14 protein-coding genes are annotated in these 16,437 nt (G+C 39.5%); 6 read left to right on the forward strand and 8 right to left on the reverse strand.

Annotated features, from left to right (window positions below; translation table 11 throughout):
• Positions 1 to 3: 3 nt before the first annotated feature.
• Both cysD and cysC read right to left on the reverse strand, forming a co-directional pair.
• Entirely contained in the window at positions 4 to 909 is a 906-nt protein-coding gene (gene cysD / locus M0R16_11720) for a sulfate adenylyltransferase subunit CysD (GenBank protein ID MCK9613540.1), read from the reverse strand.
• 3 nt (positions 910 to 912) lie between these two features.
• Positions 913 to 1,494: an adenylyl-sulfate kinase gene (gene cysC / locus M0R16_11725; GenBank protein MCK9613541.1), complete on the reverse strand. Its 582-nt coding sequence runs from the start codon at positions 1,492 to 1,494 to the stop codon at positions 913 to 915.
• A gap of 92 nt (positions 1,495 to 1,586) precedes the next feature.
• On the opposite strand from cysC, the gene M0R16_11730 reads away from it, so the two are divergent.
• Complete coding sequence (locus tag M0R16_11730; protein MCK9613542.1) at positions 1,587 to 2,102, forward strand: hypothetical protein; 516 nt, start codon at positions 1,587 to 1,589, stop codon at positions 2,100 to 2,102.
• A 67-nt stretch (positions 2,103 to 2,169) separates the two neighbouring features.
• Complete coding sequence (locus M0R16_11735; GenBank protein ID MCK9613543.1) at positions 2,170 to 3,282, forward strand: DUF1573 domain-containing protein; 1,113 nt, start codon at positions 2,170 to 2,172, stop codon at positions 3,280 to 3,282.
• Between the two features lie 79 nt (positions 3,283 to 3,361).
• On the opposite strand, the gene rho is transcribed toward M0R16_11735, so the two are convergent.
• Both rho and M0R16_11745 read right to left on the reverse strand, forming a co-directional pair.
• Positions 3,362 to 5,239, reverse strand: a complete 1,878-nt coding sequence (gene rho, locus M0R16_11740; protein ID MCK9613544.1) for a transcription termination factor Rho — start codon at positions 5,237 to 5,239, stop codon at positions 3,362 to 3,364.
• Positions 5,240 to 5,486: 247 nt separating this feature from the next.
• The gene (locus M0R16_11745; protein MCK9613545.1) at positions 5,487 to 6,716 is read right to left on the reverse strand and encodes an ABC transporter permease; all 1,230 of its coding nucleotides are present in this window, start codon (positions 6,714 to 6,716) and stop codon (positions 5,487 to 5,489) included.
• Positions 6,717 to 6,812: 96 nt separating this feature from the next.
• Here M0R16_11745 and M0R16_11750 point away from each other — a divergent pair, with 96 nt between their 5' ends.
• The 3 genes from M0R16_11750 (at position 6,813) to M0R16_11760 (ending at position 10,786) form a co-directional block, all read left to right on the forward strand.
• The gene (locus M0R16_11750) at positions 6,813 to 7,607 is read left to right on the forward strand and encodes an alpha/beta hydrolase (protein MCK9613546.1); all 795 of its coding nucleotides are present in this window, start codon (positions 6,813 to 6,815) and stop codon (positions 7,605 to 7,607) included.
• Between the two features lie 51 nt (positions 7,608 to 7,658).
• Entirely contained in the window at positions 7,659 to 8,402 is a 744-nt protein-coding gene (locus M0R16_11755) for a hypothetical protein (GenBank protein MCK9613547.1), read from the forward strand.
• Between the two features lie 170 nt (positions 8,403 to 8,572).
• Positions 8,573 to 10,786 carry a S46 family peptidase gene (locus M0R16_11760; protein ID MCK9613548.1) on the forward strand — a complete coding sequence of 738 codons (2,214 nt, stop codon included), beginning with the start codon at positions 8,573 to 8,575 and terminating at the stop codon, positions 10,784 to 10,786.
• A gap of 193 nt (positions 10,787 to 10,979) precedes the next feature.
• Here M0R16_11760 and rplT read toward each other — a convergent pair whose 3' ends face one another.
• The 4 genes from rplT to thrS form a co-directional block, all read right to left on the reverse strand.
• Complete coding sequence (gene rplT, locus M0R16_11765; GenBank protein MCK9613549.1) at positions 10,980 to 11,324, reverse strand: 50S ribosomal protein L20; 345 nt, start codon at positions 11,322 to 11,324, stop codon at positions 10,980 to 10,982.
• Between the two features lie 76 nt (positions 11,325 to 11,400).
• A complete protein-coding gene (gene rpmI / locus M0R16_11770) occupies positions 11,401 to 11,595 on the reverse strand; it encodes a 50S ribosomal protein L35 (protein ID MCK9613550.1) in 195 nt (64 codons plus the stop codon).
• Between the two features lie 22 nt (positions 11,596 to 11,617).
• Positions 11,618 to 12,133 (reverse strand): translation initiation factor IF-3, encoded by a 516-nt coding sequence (infC, locus tag M0R16_11775; GenBank protein MCK9613551.1) that lies wholly within the window; start codon positions 12,131 to 12,133, stop codon positions 11,618 to 11,620.
• A 71-nt stretch (positions 12,134 to 12,204) separates the two neighbouring features.
• Positions 12,205 to 14,139 (reverse strand): threonine--tRNA ligase, encoded by a 1,935-nt coding sequence (gene thrS, locus M0R16_11780; GenBank protein ID MCK9613552.1) that lies wholly within the window; start codon positions 14,137 to 14,139, stop codon positions 12,205 to 12,207.
• Between the two features lie 302 nt (positions 14,140 to 14,441).
• Here thrS and M0R16_11785 point away from each other — a divergent pair.
• A partial coding sequence (locus M0R16_11785; protein MCK9613553.1) for a hypothetical protein occupies positions 14,442 to 16,437 on the forward strand: 1,996 nt, incomplete at its 3' end.

A 16,437-nucleotide genomic window follows, 5' to 3' on the forward strand; every position in this document is an offset into this window, starting at 1 on the left:
GCATTAAAAATATCCTTCTTTTTTGCGGTCTTCCATAGCCGTTTCAGAACGTTTGTCGTCAATGCGGCTTCCCCTTTCGGTTTCATGTGTGGCTGCCACTTCCTGAATAATCTCATACACGTTGATGGCTGTTGAAAGTGTTCCCCCTGTACAGGTCATATCACCAATAGTACGGAAACGCACATGCATCCGTTCCACTTTTTCTGTGTCCTTAAGTTTTACAAAATCAGAAAAAGCATAGATGACTCCATCACGTATAAAACAATCTCGGTCATGGGAGAAATATAATGAAGGCATTTCGATATTTTCCTTTAAAATATATTGCCATATATCCATCTCTGTCCAGTTGCTCAAGGGGAAAACCCTGAAATGTTCGCCTTGTTTTTTTCTTCCGTTGAAAATATTCCAAAGTTCGGGGCGCTGGTTTTTAGGGTCCCATTGTCCGAAGTCATCCCTATGAGAAAAGAAGCGTTCTTTAGCACGTGATTTTTCCTCATCCCTGCGGGCGCCACCCATAGCGGCATCAATTTTATTTTTTTCAATAGCGTCAAGGAGGGTGATGGTTTGCAAAACATTCCGGCTGGCATAAAACCCGGTTTCTTCCACAGCACGCCCCTCATCAATAGTTTCCTGTACATAAGCCACTATAAGACGTACCCCCGTTTTTTTTATTAAATTGTCACGGTATTTAATGGTTTCCGGAAAGTTGTGCCCCGTGTCAATATGCAATAACGGGAAAGGTATTTGTGCAGGCCAGAATGCTTTACGGGCAAGATGAAACATAACAATGGAATCTTTGCCTCCTGAGAATAAAAGTACAGGGTTCTGAAACTGCGCGGCAACTTCGCGAATAACATAAATGGATTCAGCTTCCAGAAGTTCTATATGATTAAGCTGGTTTGATGGCATTAGTTATATAATTAAAAGTTGAACCTTTTCGGTAAGAAAGCTGATGGATTGCTGAAGTTCCCATTGCCCGCTGTTTATCTCAATATCCGGCTGAATCGGAGGCTCATACAATGAATGGATACCGGTAAAATCCTTGATGGAACCTTTGCGGGCTTGTTGATACATTCCTTTGACATCACGTTGTTCGCAAACATCCAGGCTACAATTTACATACACAAGGATAAATTTTTCATGGCTTATGATTTCTTCTGCCATAAAGCGCATAGATTCCAAAGGTGTAATAAAACTACAGATGACAAAAGTTTGCTGTGCAATAAAAAGTTTTGCTATTTCGGAGGCACGCCGGATATTTTCCATACGGTCATTATCAGAGTATCCGAGGTCTTTGTTTATCCCTTTGCGGAGAATATCGCCATCAAAATTCACACAGGGCAAACCTTTTTGTTTGAAAAATGTTTGCAACGCATTGGCAAGAGTAGTTTTTCCCGCTCCTGACAAGCCTGTAAACCAGATAACTTTAGGTTTATAAGCATGGCCATCCACAGGACTTGTTATTAAATCACATCTTTCTGAAAATGCCGGCATGTATTTTGATATGTTGTGTCTGAAAAAAAACATTCAAAAATACTATTTTTTGTTTTTGTAAGTTTTGTTTAATTGACTGTTTAAAATTTAAAATGAAAAAAATACCTGGTACTTTTATTGTTTTTATTGTATTAATGGGTTTTATGGCATGCAAAAACACCAAACAAAGTTTACAGACTTCAGAAGATAGTAAAGAAATAACACCCAAAACCATAATGACAGCAAGGCCATTAGTGATAATTTATAAAACAAAAAATGATTATTATGAGAAGGTTCCGGTAACTTTGTCAGCAGATAAAGAAAGCATTGTGTCATATCCCGATATTATGGATGTGTTTTATCAGGGAGAACTTGCTTACCCAACACACCTGCTGAATGGTTATTTGCTCGATAACCGAGGCATTAACGAAAAATCTGTTTTTACAAAATATACTTATGAGGAGTATAGCCGTTTAGAAAAAACTCCTTCGCCGGAAACATTGTTGGGTATGATTGAGGATGACGACCCTTTCGTTGAAATGTATCGTATTGATTGTGTAAGGGATACAGCATATATTAATAAAATTATTTCAGAAGGATTTGTAGGGAAAAGCCAAAAACTAAAATAAAAAAAACAAAATAAACAAATCAATAAGTAATTAATATTGTATTTTTGTAAAACAAAAAATTTATACCATGAAAAAATTATTATATGTTAGTGTGCTGTTATCATTTATCAGTTATGGCACCATTAATGCGCAGAAAAAACCTGTCGTTAAATTTGAAAAACTGGAGCATGATTTCGGAAAAATTAAAGAAGAGGGTGGCAATGTAAAATACCGTTTTATTTTTACTAATCAGGGTGATGACACTCTCAAACTACTCAGCGTAAAACCCGGATGTGGATGCACCCCTGTTGACTGGACCAAAACCGGAGTAATGCCAAAAAAATCAGGGTACATTGATGTAGAATATAATCCTAAAGGCCGCCCCGGAGTTTTTAATAAGGGTGTCGCTGTAACAACAAACGACCCCACAATGCCCAGCCTAAGCCTGACCGTTAAAGGGGAAGTGCTTCCCAAAGAGAAAACAATAGCCGACCTGTATCCTGTTGTGATGGGAAATCTCAGACTTGTTAACTCAAACATCAACCTCGGCAATGTTAATAATACTGAAGTTAGAACTGACACACTGAAATTATATAATGAGTGGAACAAGCCTATGAATATCGGATTTGGCGCCTTACCGGTTTATATGCAGGCAAAGGCAATACCCGAAGTGTTAAAACCTAAGCAAAAAGGTATAATTTTAGTTACTTATGATGTTACCAAACGTAACGAGTTTGGATATGTTTTCGACCAGCTTTTAATATCTACAAATGACAGTTTACAGGCGGAAAAAAGATTGCATGTGAGCCTGAATATTAATGAAGACTTTTCAAAACTTACTCCAGCGGAACTTGCCGATGCCCCAATCATGAAGTTTGAGAATACCACTTACAATTTTGATAAGGCCAAACAGGGTGAGAAAGTTGAGTGCACCTTTGTTTTCAAAAATGAAGGAGTGAACGACCTTATTATTCGCAAGGTAAAGGCCAGTTGCGGATGTACAGCCACGAATCCGGAAAAAACCATATTAAAAAAAGGCGAGTCAAGTAAAATCACTGCAACTTTCAATACGGCAGGAAGAACAGGGAAACAATACAAAACCGTTACTGTTATTAGCAACGATCCGGTAAATTCAACAGTTTCCCTGACACTGGAAGGGACGGTAGAAGCCCCTGCAAGCGGAGAAACTCCTCAGAAATAATTAATAAACAAATTGAAAAAAGCCACTTCATACGAAACGGCTTTTTTTTATTAATAAGTAAATAAAGCTATAGAATAGCTTACCCGTTCATGAACAACAAAAACTCTTCGTTTGTTTGTGTGAATTTCATTTTGTCTTTTAAAAATTCCATGGCTTCCACAGGATTCATGTCGGCAAGGTGGTTGCGTAACACCCAAATACGTTGCAGTACATCTTTTTCCAGAAGCAGATCATCGCGGCGTGTACTGGAGGCGACAATATCTATGGAGGGGAAAATACGTTTATTTGATAATTTGCGCTCAAGTTGTAATTCCATATTTCCAGTTCCTTTGAATTCTTCAAAAATAACTTCATCCATTTTGGAGCCGGTTTCTGTAAGGGCTGTAGCGATAATAGTTAACGAGCCTCCGTTTTCAATCTGGCGGGCAGCGCCAAAAAATTTCTTGGGTTTTTGAAGTGCGCTGGCTTCCACACCCCCTGAAAGCACTTTCCCCGATGCCGGGGCAACGGTATTGTAGGCTCTGGCAAGGCGGGTGATGGAGTCAAGAAGTATCATCACATCATGGCCACATTCCACCAGGCGTTTGGCTTTTTCCAAGACGATGTTGGCAATCTTCACGTGTTTATCTGCTGGTTCATCAAAAGTGGATGCGACAACTTCAGCTTTCACACTGCGTTGCATATCGGTAACTTCTTCGGGGCGTTCATCAACAAGCAGGATGATAAGATATACTTCAGGATGATTATAAGCAACTGCATTGGCAATTTCTTTTAAAATCATTGTTTTCCCTGTTTTTGGTTGAGCTACTATGAGGCCTCGCTGACCTTTGCCGATGGGAGTAAACATATCAATAATGCGGGATGTGATAGTCATCTGAGGGTGTCCGGTGAGATTTAACTTTTGTTCGGGGAACAGTGGTGTCAGGTGGTCAAAATTTACCCTGTCGCGGACTACTTCGGGGCTTCGACCATTGATATGTTCAACTTTAATCAGCGGAAAATATTTTTCACCTTCCTTGGGAGGGCGTATCCTGCCTTTCACAGTGTCGCCGGTTTTCAAGCCGAATAATTTAATTTGTGATTGAGAAACATAAATGTCATCAGGAGAGTTCAGGTAATTATAATCCGATGACCTGAGAAACCCATAGCCGTCAGGCATTATTTCAAGGACTCCTTCGCTGGAAACAATACCTTCAAAATCGAAAGCGTATTCTACTGGTTTTTCCCGTTGTTGTTGGTTGCGTTTTTGAAAGTCGCGTTGCTGACGTTCCTGCTCAGCAGGTTTGCTTTCACCGTTTTCATTGAGGGAAACGGGAGGGATGACTGCACTATCAGGAACAACTTCGGGAGATGTTTCTAAAGGGGCTATATCTTTTTCAGCCGAAGCAGGAGATTCTTCCACGGCTATTGGTTCTACTGGCGTTTCGGGTTCAGAAGTAACTGAATGCGCTGCCAAATCATCATCATCGGGGGAAGGAAGAATAAAGTCGAACTTTCTGGCTTCTTCCTCAAATAGTTCTTTATTGTAACCATGGTTAATAGATGCTGGTGTTTCTTGTATTCTGTCAGTTGTCGGCTCTGTTAAAACAGGAGCTTTTTCTTTGGGTTCAATGTTAATTTCTGTTTTTATTTCTTCAGCATCCGGATAAGGTTTTGTTTCCCCTGAGCCATTATTTTTACTCACTTGTACCGGGTTGTAGTTCCCATTCACCTGAGCTTTGAGTTCGGGATTTTCAATGCGTGTTCGGCGTTGTGCAACCCTGCGGCGGCTTTTTCCGTTCTTTTCAAATTTTTTTTCAGCAGGTTTCTGCTCTTCGGGTTTGAAGGCCTGAATGTCAAGGATTTTTAATATCAGGTCTTTTTTTCGTAAATCTTCGTAATCGGGCACATTAAGCTTTTCGGCAATTTCCTGCAATTCGGGCAGTGCCATGGCATTCAGGTCAAGGATGTTGTACATAAAAAATTATATGTTAAAATTAATTCGTGTTATGATTATAACAATTTTGAAAAAACAAGTTTATACGAATTGTTTCAGTTACGGAGTGTATATGAAACAGAATGTCTTTCAGGAAAATTCAATGCAAATATACGTTTTTTATTCTAAACAAGAAATTTTTTGTTTTTTTTATTTTATCGTTGATATTTAATCATAAGTCATTTATCATTATTTATTCAGAAGTTTGGGATATTATAAAATTGTGCCTTTACTTGTTAACCATTTTAACGTCGAGAGCATCACGCAGTGCGTTACCAGTAATCATAAAAGCAAGTACGGTGAGCATTATAGCTACACCCGGAATGATGGCCAGGTAAGCAGAGTCAAGTATCACATATCCGAAGTGCTCTTTAATCATACCGCCCCATGAAGGCATGGGAGGTTGCACTCCGATTCCCAGAAAACTTAATCCGGCCTCAATAAGTATTGCTGAGGCAAAATTTGCTGCCGAGATAACAATTACCGGCGCCATCACATTGGGAAGTATATGCCTGAAGATAATGCGTGTATTGCTGAAGCCAAGTGCTACGCCGGCTTCCACAAATTCTTTTTCGCGTATGCTTAAAATCTGACCGCGTACGACACGGGCTACTTCAACCCACATGGTTAGTCCAACAGCCACAAATATCTGCCAGAATCCTTTGCCAAGAACAAACGTAACGGCTATAACCAGCAACAGTGTGGGAATAGACCATATTACATTGATAATCCACATGACCACATTATCAACCCATCCTCTGAAATACCCTGCCAAAGAGCCAAGAAAAATACCTATGAGAAGCGAAATAAAAACAGAAATAAAACCTACAGATAAACTTACCCTTGAACCAACAATAATCTGACTAAGGACATCCCTTCCAAAACGGTCGGTTCCCAAATAAAATTTTTTACTTACAATAAGTTTATCGACAATTTCTGTTTGAAGTGTGGATATATCCGCTGTTTTCAAATTCCCGTCAATATCCGTGAAATGTAATTTATTATTTTGAACTGCAATTGTTTGTTTCTCTGCAGGCAGGGCATAAACCACGTCTGCCAGATGGTATGCCGTGATTTCGCCTTTTTCGTTTGGTACTCCAGTATATCCTTCAACTATGATACTGTCATTTCTGAAAAAATAGGTATTTATCGGAATGTAAGTATATCTGTTTTTTTTGCCGAAAAGCATTTTTTTAATAAACCAGCTTTGTTGAACGGGCTCATTTTTATGCACTTTCAGCATCTGAACCTTAAACCCTGGTTTTTTTGTCATAAGTTCAAGAAACTGCTGGTTGGCAAAAGGTGTTGAATCGGGAGTAATAAGATAAGCCAGTATTGAAATTACCATAAGCAATACAATGAATACCATGGCAACCATAGCAATGAGGTTTCCTGATAGTTTACGTAGGGCAAGTTTTGACAAGGACCCCGAAGCGGTGTATTGCTTCTTTCTAAACATGTATAAAGCTTGATTTCTGCAAAAATAGAATTATAAAATGAATTAACTTATAAATTTCGCCTGCAAAAATTTTTTTACTTTTACTTAAAAAACCGTATGGAAGATTATTGCTTTTACAAAAACTTTAAAATACATTATACCGTAAAAGGACAAGGAAATACTGTGGTGTTGCTGCACGGTTTTACCGAATCATTAAATATCTGGGATGATTTTTCCGAACGCCTTTCGATTTCAAATAAAATTGTATGTATTGATTTGCCCGGGCATGGAAAAAGTGAGTGCATAGCCCCTGTGCATACTATGGAACTAATGGCCGATTGTGTAAAAAAAGTACTTGACACTTTACAGGTAAATAAATGTTTCATGATTGGACACTCTATGGGCGGATATGTTTCGCTGGCTTATGCCGGGAGTTGGGGACACATGCTAAAAGGGCTGGGGTTGTTTCATTCGCACGCCTTTGCCGACAGCCCGGAGACTATCAAGAATCGTATGCGTACCAATAATTATATTAAATCCAATCATTTTAATTTTCTATGTGAATTTATTTCTTCGTTGGTAGCTCCTGAAAATCAGAAAAAATATTCTGAAGAAATTAAAAAACTTATTGAAACATCAAAACAAATGTCGGCAGAAGCCGTAATAGCAGCAAATAGCGGGATGGCTGAAAGAAATGACTGCACTCATATTCTGAAAGGGGCGGCTTTTCCTGTACTCTTCATTGCGGGGAAAAAGGATACCCGTGTTCCGTTTGAAAAAGTTCTGGAGCAAATAGCTATGCCTGAAAATTGCACTGCATTATTGCTTGGCGGGGTAGCCCATATGGGATATTTTGAGGCGAAGGAAGAAACATTTGATGCGATAAAAACATTTGTTGAAAGAAGCATTTAAAAGGTTACATTTGATCTAATTATTGTATTTATTGATAAACATTCATAAGCTATGAAAACAGCAGTAAGATTAATATTAATGGTTATGGTTGTTTTGTTTTTTGCACATTGTGCATCAAACGAAACTGCCAATTCTGATACGGTGAAACAATCTGAAATTTATCAGTCATATTCTGTTACCTATAACTCGGGAGAAAAGGAATTGACAGCGACAGCTTCATTCCGTTTCGGAGGTGCAAACGGAACCACTCTCTTGCTGGTGAAACCAAGTAAAGTAATATTTGAAAACGAAGAAATGCCAAATGAACAAAACATTTTTTCGGGGACATTTTATGAAATTAATAAGCAAACTACAGTACAACCGGAATATACTTACACTTTCACAGATTGTGAAGAAAAACCATATACTAACAATGCTTTGATGATACCTGTTGAAATAAGTAAATGCCCTGAAACAACAGATAAAAGCGAAGGGCTTACAATAGAATGGTCTTATCCCTTACAAAATGGTGAAAGTATCCACTTATTTATTGAGGACAAAAACAATGGCTCGGCAACAGTTTGTACGAATGTTTTTGGCGCCACAAGCATTTCCCTGAATCCTGAGGATTTGAAAAAACTTAAACCCGGAGAGGTGAGTGTGTATCTGGAGAGAGAAAACAGTACTTCACTCAAAAATGCAACGCACCTCGGAGGCAATATGTTCGTTAAATATATTTCTAAAAAAGCTGGGTTAAAACTTACCGGACCGGAATATATTCCCGAGGGGCAAAGTGATACTGCGGCGGAAAAATAATGCATCTGATTTTTTGTTATCTTATTGTAAAAATGTAACATTTTTCATAATGCATGGTCATAAGTTTGCTTTTTGATTCAGTAAATATTTTTTATACACTCCATAAATTATTAATGTATAAATTTGCTGAGCAAAAAATTGTAAATTAATTATAACCTAAAAAGACAACAATGAAGAAGTTATTTATTGCTTTAACGATTTGCATGAGTCTGCTTACCCGGACTATTGCAACAAATCCACCCGATGAAGGCATGTGGTTGCCTTTGCTTATTGAGCGCCTTAATTATGTTGATATGCAGAAAATGGGTCTGCATCTTACTGCCGAAGAATTATACAATGTAAATAATGCTTCGCTTAAGGATGCTATTGTAGGGCTTGGCAATGCCGACTATCCTACATCACATTTTTGTACTGCCGAAGTGGTTTCCGGACAGGGGCTTCTTCTTACCAATCACCACTGCGGATTTGATGCCATTCAGGACCAAAGCTCCATTGAGAATGATTACCTGACCAATGGTTTTTGGGCTTTTAAGAAAAATGAAGAATTGAAATGCGAAGGTGTTACAGCTTCTTTTCTGGTACGCATGGAAGATATTACTTCAAAAGTTATGGCTGAATTGCGTGACAACATGACTGAGGGTGAGCGGGAAGCAGCTATAAAAAAAGTTAGCGACAACCTCGAAAAAGAAGCTTCGGAAAAAGGCAAGTATGTTGTGGATATAAAAAGTTTCTTTGATAACAACGAGTTCTACATGTTTGTTTATATTATTTATAAAGATGTGCGCCTTGTCGGGGCCCCGCCATCAGCAATAGGGAAGTTTGGGGGAGATACGGACAACTGGATGTGGCCGCGGCACACCGGAGATTTTTCGCTGCTGAGAGTTTATTCTGCTCCCGATGGCACACCTGCCGAGTATTCTGAAAAAAACATTCCGCTGAAACCCAAACATTTTCTGCCTGTTTCTTTAAAAGGAGTTAAACAAAATGATTTTGCCATGATCTGGGGCTATCCGGGGACTACCAACCGTTACCTGACATCTTATGGAATCCAGCTGGCATTGGAACAATCAAATCCCATCACTGTGGATGTACGCACCAAAAAGCTCAGCCTGATGAAAGAAGATATGGATGGCGACCCCAAAGTGAAATTACAATATGCATCAAAATACGCACAATCGGCCAACTATTGGAAGTACTTTATAGGACAGACCAAAGGGCTGAAACGCCTGAAAGTATATGATAAAAAACAAATGATAGAAAAGGATTTTACCCAGTGGGTTGTTTCTGATAATGGCCGTAAGGTTAAATATGGAGAAGCTTTACAGTTGATAGCCGAAGGTTATGATGAATTGAAAAAATATAATATCAGTATGAAATATCTGGAAGAATCGGTATTTCAGGGACCAGAATTCATTTATTTCTCTTTCGGGGCATTCCAATTATACATGAGGCTTAAGACAAAAGAAGAAACAAAAGACAAAAAAGCAAAAGCGATGTACGATCCGGATATTAAAACACTTGCTGATGCTTTTAAGCCGGAAGTGGAAAAGTATTTTAAGAATTATAACCAACCAACCGATAAAAAACTTTTTGCTGCCTTACTGAAGATGTATTATGACAATGTCCCGAAAGATCAGTGGCCGGATGTGTTTACTAACGAAGCTGAGAAGAAATTCAAAGGAGATTTTAACAAATGGGCCGATGAAGTTTACAGCAAATCAATTTTTGTTGACAGAAACAGGCTTATGGCATTTCTTGACAATCCCACATACAAGGTGATTGTTAACGACCCCGGGTTTAAAATTACTTTATCCATGGTAACTACCATCCAAAAATTATATGGCGTTATGGGTGATATTGAAAAGAAAATTAATAAAGGAAGCCGCCTGTTTATAGCCGGATTGCGCGAGATGAATGCAGGGAAAGTATATTACCCTGATGCCAACTCAACTATGCGTATGACTTACGGAAAAATTCTTGATTATGATGCTGCTGATGCAGTACATTATAATTATATTACTACGCTTGAAGGGGTGATGGAAAAAGAAGACCCCTCGAATGATGAGTTTATTGTGCCTGCAAAACTGAAACAATTATATGAAGCAAAGGATTATGGCCGCTATGGTAAGAACGGCGAAATGCCCGTGTGTTTCATCGCTAACCTGGATATCACAGGCGGCAACTCGGGCAGTCCGGTTATAAACGGCGACGGGCAACTGGTTGGAATTGCTTTCGATGGCAACTGGGAAGCCATGAGCGGAGATATTTTCTATGAGCCGGAACTGCAACGAACTATTTGTGTGGATATCCGCTATGTGCTATTTGTCATGGACAAATATGCCGGGGCCAAGAACCTTGTGGATGAGATGACGATAGTGCAGTAAATTATTAATGGTCTTATAAAAAGCAGGTATTGTTTTAATTGATACCTGCTTTTTTATATGTAAAAATGCTAACTGTCAGTGTCGGGGTGACCGCGCAATAGCTTGTGCAAAGGCAGACACCCCGACACTAATAGCAAAAGTCGGGGCGCGACTTGAAGTCGTACTCCGACTATGTAATAAACGATTTTAAAATTTATTTTACCGATTCCACCACAGCTTTGAAAGCTTCGGGGTGGTTCATAGCCAAGTCGGCCAGGGTTTTGCGGTTTAGGGTGATGTTGTTTTTGTGGAGTTTCCCCATGAATTCCGAATAACTCATGTCGTACGCGCGAACTCCTGCATTGATGCGGCTTATCCACAGGCTGCGGAAGTCGCGTTTTTTGTTTCTCCTGTCGCGGTATGCATACACCATCCCTTTTTCGTAGGCGTTTTTAGCTACCGTCCAAACATTTTTCCTGCGGCCGAACTGCCCTTTAACACGGCTGAGGATTTTTTTTCTTTTTTGTCTTGATGCTACTGCATTAACTGATCGTGGCATAGTTTTGATTATTTTGCTTCAGCGTACCCCTTATAGGAATCTTGCATGCTGAAGGCAAGTTAATAATTAATTTGATTTAGCAGGCAAGCATTTGTTTCACCCTTTTTTCGTCTGCCTTATCTACCGTGGCAGAATAAGTCAGGTTTCTTTTCCTTTTGGTTGATTTTTTTGTAAGGATGTGGCTTTTGTATGCATGCTTCCTTTTAATTTTACCGGTTCCCGTAAAATCCAACCTCTTCTTGGCTCCGGATATTGACTTCATTTTTGGCATGATATGTTGTTTTTTGGTTTTTTTATTTTTTTGGAGAGAGTATCATTATCATTCGTTTCCCTTCCAGCTTTGGAAGTTGTTCTGGTTTTCCGTAGTCGGCCAGCTCATTGGCAAATTTCAGCAAAATAATTTCTCCCTGCTCTTTATACACGATTGAACGCCCTCTGAAAAATACGTCCACTTTAACTTTACAACCATCCTGTAGAAATTTGATGGCATGTTTCAATTTGAAATTAAAATCATGGTCATCGGTATTTGGCCCCAGGCGAATTTCTTTAATAACAACTTTTGCCGCCTTGGCTTTCATTTCTTTCTGTTTGCGCTTTTGCTCGTAGAGGAATTTTTTATAATCAATCACCTTGCATACAGGTGGGTTGGCGTTTGGTGAGATTTCCACAAGGTCCAGGCCTTCTTCTTCTGCAATGGCTATGGCCTCTTTTATAGAGTAGATGCCCATTTTTATGTTCTCACCTACCACACGCACCACTGGCGCTGTGATTCTGTAATTAATTTTGTGCAGTTCTTCTTTTTTAACCATTCCTCTGCGCGGGTAGTTGTTAAAATTTGTAGCTATAACGTGTCCTCCATTTTTGTTAATACTTTATTTAATTATTCAGTCATTCTGTTAATTTCATCGTTAATCATGGCGGCAAAAGCTTCAATTGTATAGGTACCCATATCTCCATGGCCTTGTTTTCTGACGGAAACAGTATTGTCTGATTCTTCCTTTTCTCCAACAATAAGCATATATGGGATACGTTCCAGTTCTGCGTCTCTGATTTTTTTGCCTGCCTTTTCGCTTCTATTGTCAATTTTGCAGCGAATTTCGTAATTATTTAGTAATTCTAATACTTTTTTTGCATAAATTTCATACTTTTCGCTTATAGGAATTATAGTAAGTTGTTCAGGGGCAAGCCATAGGGGAAATTTCCCTGCGCAATGTTCTATCAGCACGGCTACAAAACGCTCCATTGAACCAAAAGGCGCACGATGTATCATGACGGGGCGGTGTTTCTGGTTGTCGCTGCCAATGTATTCCATATCGAAGCGTTCAGGGAGGTTATAGTCCACCTGAATAGTCCCCAGTTGCCATTTACGTCCAATGGCATCGCGAACCATAAAATCAAGCTTGGGACCGTAGAATGCCGCTTCGCCAATTTCAATGACTGCATCAATATTGTTTTCTTTTGTTACTTCCAGGATGGCTTGTTCGGCTTTTTCCCAGTTTTCGTCTGTGCCTATGTATTTTTCTTTATTATTGGGGTCGCGCAGGGATACCTGGGCTGTAAATTCCTTAAAATCCAGGGCTTTAAAAATCTTCATCACAATGTTAATGACACCGACAAACTCTGCCTTAACCTGGTCGGGAGTGCAGAAAATATGAGCGTCATCCTGAGTAAATCCTCTTACACGTGTCAGTCCGTGCAGCTCTCCGCTTTGTTCGTAGCGGTAAACTGTACCAAATTCGGCCATGCGTAAGGGAAGGTCTTTGTAGGAGCGGGGTTTACTTTTATAGATTTCGCAGTGGTGTGGGCAGTTCATGGGTTTTAACATAAACTGTTCGCCTTCAATAGGTGTAGAGATAGGGCGGAAAGAGTCTTCTCCGTATTTCTGAAAGTGTCCGGAGGTTTTATACAGGTTTACGTCGCCGATGTGAGGTGTCATTACTTGTACGTATCCGGCTTTACGCTGTACTTTTTTCAGGAAGGCTTCAAGACGTTCGCGCAAAGCTGTGCCTTTAGGTAACCACAGAGGTAAGCCCAGGCCTACATTCGGTGAGAAGGTAAATAATTCCAGTTCTTTGCCCAGCCTTCGGTGGTCGCGTTTTTTTGCTTCTTCAAGCAGGAGCAGATAATCTTGCAGGTCTTTCTGTTTGGGGAATGTGATGCCGTAAACACGTGTCAGTTGTTTGCGTTTTATATCGCCCCGCCAATATGCACCGGCAACGCTCATAATTTTTACCGCTTTGATAAATCCGGTATGGGGTAGGTGGGGCCCCCGGCAGAGGTCGGTAAAACTACCGCTTTCGTAAAAAGTTATCTGCCCGTCTTCCAACTCATTGATAAGCTCAAGTTTATATTCATCACCCTTTTTGGTAAAAAAATCAATAGCTTCTTTTTTTGATACTTCTTTGCGTATCATTTTCTGTTCCTGCCTGGCAAGCTCAATGATTTTATCTTCAATGGCTTTAAAGTCTGAGTCGGTAATCACTCGGTTGCCCAGATCAATATCATAATAAAATCCATTTTCAATATCCGGTCCAATGCCGAATTTTGTTCCTGGAAATAAAGCTTCAATGGCTTCAGCCATGATATGAGCTGATGAATGCCAGAAAGCTGCTTTGCCTTCGGTATCGTTCCATGTGAGCAATTTTACGGAGGCGTCTGTGTTTATTGGCCTTGTGGCATCCCACACCTCATCATTCACTTTTGCTGCCAGCACATTACGCGCCAGTCCCTCGCTGATGCTTAGGGCAATATCAATCCCTGTAACACCTTCGGGGTATTGTCTTACAGAATTGTCAGGGAGAGTTATATTTATCATTTCAAAAGCTTAGAAAAAAGAGTTTGCAAAAGTATAAAATATTCTGATATAACAACAAATTTTTTTATATTTACGGATACAAATTTGGATAATAATCACATGATAATAAGTAAATATTTAACTACTAAAGTAAAAGAATATTTATTCTTAAAAGTCTTGAAAAGATAAGCATAATCAAAAGTATTACATAATATTATATGTTTTTTTTAAAAATATAAATAAGTCAATGCTTTGTTTTTTGAAAAATATTTCTATTTTTATAGCATTAAATGAAATGTAGCAATCATAAAAATCTAAAAAACATGAAAAAATTTACTTTTTTAGTTGTATTAATTTTCTGTTTTGGCATAGGCCATGTATTTTCACAAACAGGGTTTCAGAAGTTGTATAAAATAACGGGCTCTTTACCAATAACTATGGCTATTTGCTGGAGTGCGCAGCAAACCACTGACGGTGGGTACATCATGGCAGGGTTTCAGAATTCAGGGATACCGATGCGTGCTGATGTCATTAAAACAACTTCAACAGGTGCGATTGACTGGAAATATAGCTATGGTTTGCAAAGTTTTATCCCAGGAATTGAAGATTTTACTAAAATAACTACTCCTTTTTGTATAAGGCAAACTTCCGATGGCGGTTACATTATCACAGGTCAGCAAGATGGGAAATGTTTCCTGATGAAAATAACTTCAAACGGGCAGACTATTTCCTGGACAAAACAATATGCAGATAAAGCTTGTGGTAACATGGTAAAACAAACTTCCGATGGCGGATATATTGTTGTTGGATACAGAAATGATGATACAAAAAGCGATTCAACAAGCATTTACTTACTAAAGACAGCTTCAAACGGCAACATTTCATGGGATAAAATGTTTAAAATAAGTTCTGTAGATGACGATATGGGCAACTCTGTAGTTGAAGTCAGTGATGGCTTTATACTTGCCGGATATACTACTGAAATTTTTGGCACGGATACCACTTTGGATATGGTGCTTTTAAAAACAAATACCAGCGGCACTCATCAATGGACAACTACTTTTGGTGATAATTCATACTCAGAAGTTGGTAATGATATTAAATTGCATAGCGACGGAAGCAGTTTATTAATCACAGGATATACTGACAGAACTGTTTCCGGCATTGATGGCAGTGATTTGTTTATCATGAAAACTAATTCATCCGGTACTCCCTCGTGGACATCTGCCTATAATTTAGCAACAGAAGATATTGGGCACAGGATAGAACAAACCACCACGGGTTTAGCTGTTATGGGTACCACCATAAGTATTTGGGGTTTAACTTTTCTGGATATGTTTCTTATGCAAACTAATACTACCGGTACTCCGAGCATGGGAGAGGTTTATAGCCAGACGGAACCGGCTCATAATTATATGGCTGATGGTCAAAAAACCGCCGACGGAGGTTTTGTGATGGGGGGCTGGGGCCAAGGGCTTACGTCCATGGATTTTTTACTGTTAAAATCGGATGCAAACGGCATAACAGGTTGTAATGAAAATGCACAGATGCCTGAACAAAGAACATATAGCCCAACCTCTGCATCTGTAACCCCGACAATTACTACACCAAATAGTTCAAGTTCAAAAACAGGTATTCGTGTTGATTTAACTGCCATTGTAGAAGATGTTTGTTCACCTGCCGAGCTCCTGGTTGCTGAAGCAGGCAATAATCAGTCGGTATGCGTTAATCAAAGTATTACTCTTGGTGGCAGTCCCACCGGCAGCGGAGGCAGCGGTTCATATACGTATTCATGGAGCCCATCGACTTATTTAAATAACGCCGGTATTGCAAACCCGACCTGCACACCAACTTCAGCAGGAACTACAACCTATACCATAACGGTAAATGATGGTAGCACCACAGCAACGGATATCGTTACTGTAACTGCCACTGCCAATGTAACTCCCACTTTCACACAGTTAGGGCCTTATTGTGTGGGTGCGACACCGGGAGTATTACCAACAACATCTACCAATGGAATAACAGGTACCTGGAATCCTGCAACAATCAACACAACATCACAGGGAACCACACAATATACTTTTACACCAGACGGTGGACAGTGTGCTTTATCAACAACCATTGATATCAATGTTACTCCAGCATTATCGGCATATATAACAGGCAATGATTCTATATGTATAAAAACTAGCCCCGGGGCTTTAACAGTGGTTGCTTCCGGAGGAGGTGGTTCAGGAACCTATACTTATTTGTGGTATCGGAATGGAGCTTCTATTGGGGTTACTTCCAGTACTTATAATCCGGGTCCGATAACTG

This window comes from Bacteroidales bacterium (genome assembly GCA_023228145.1).
GTDB lineage: Bacteria > Bacteroidota > Bacteroidia > Bacteroidales > CAIWKO01 > CAIWKO01.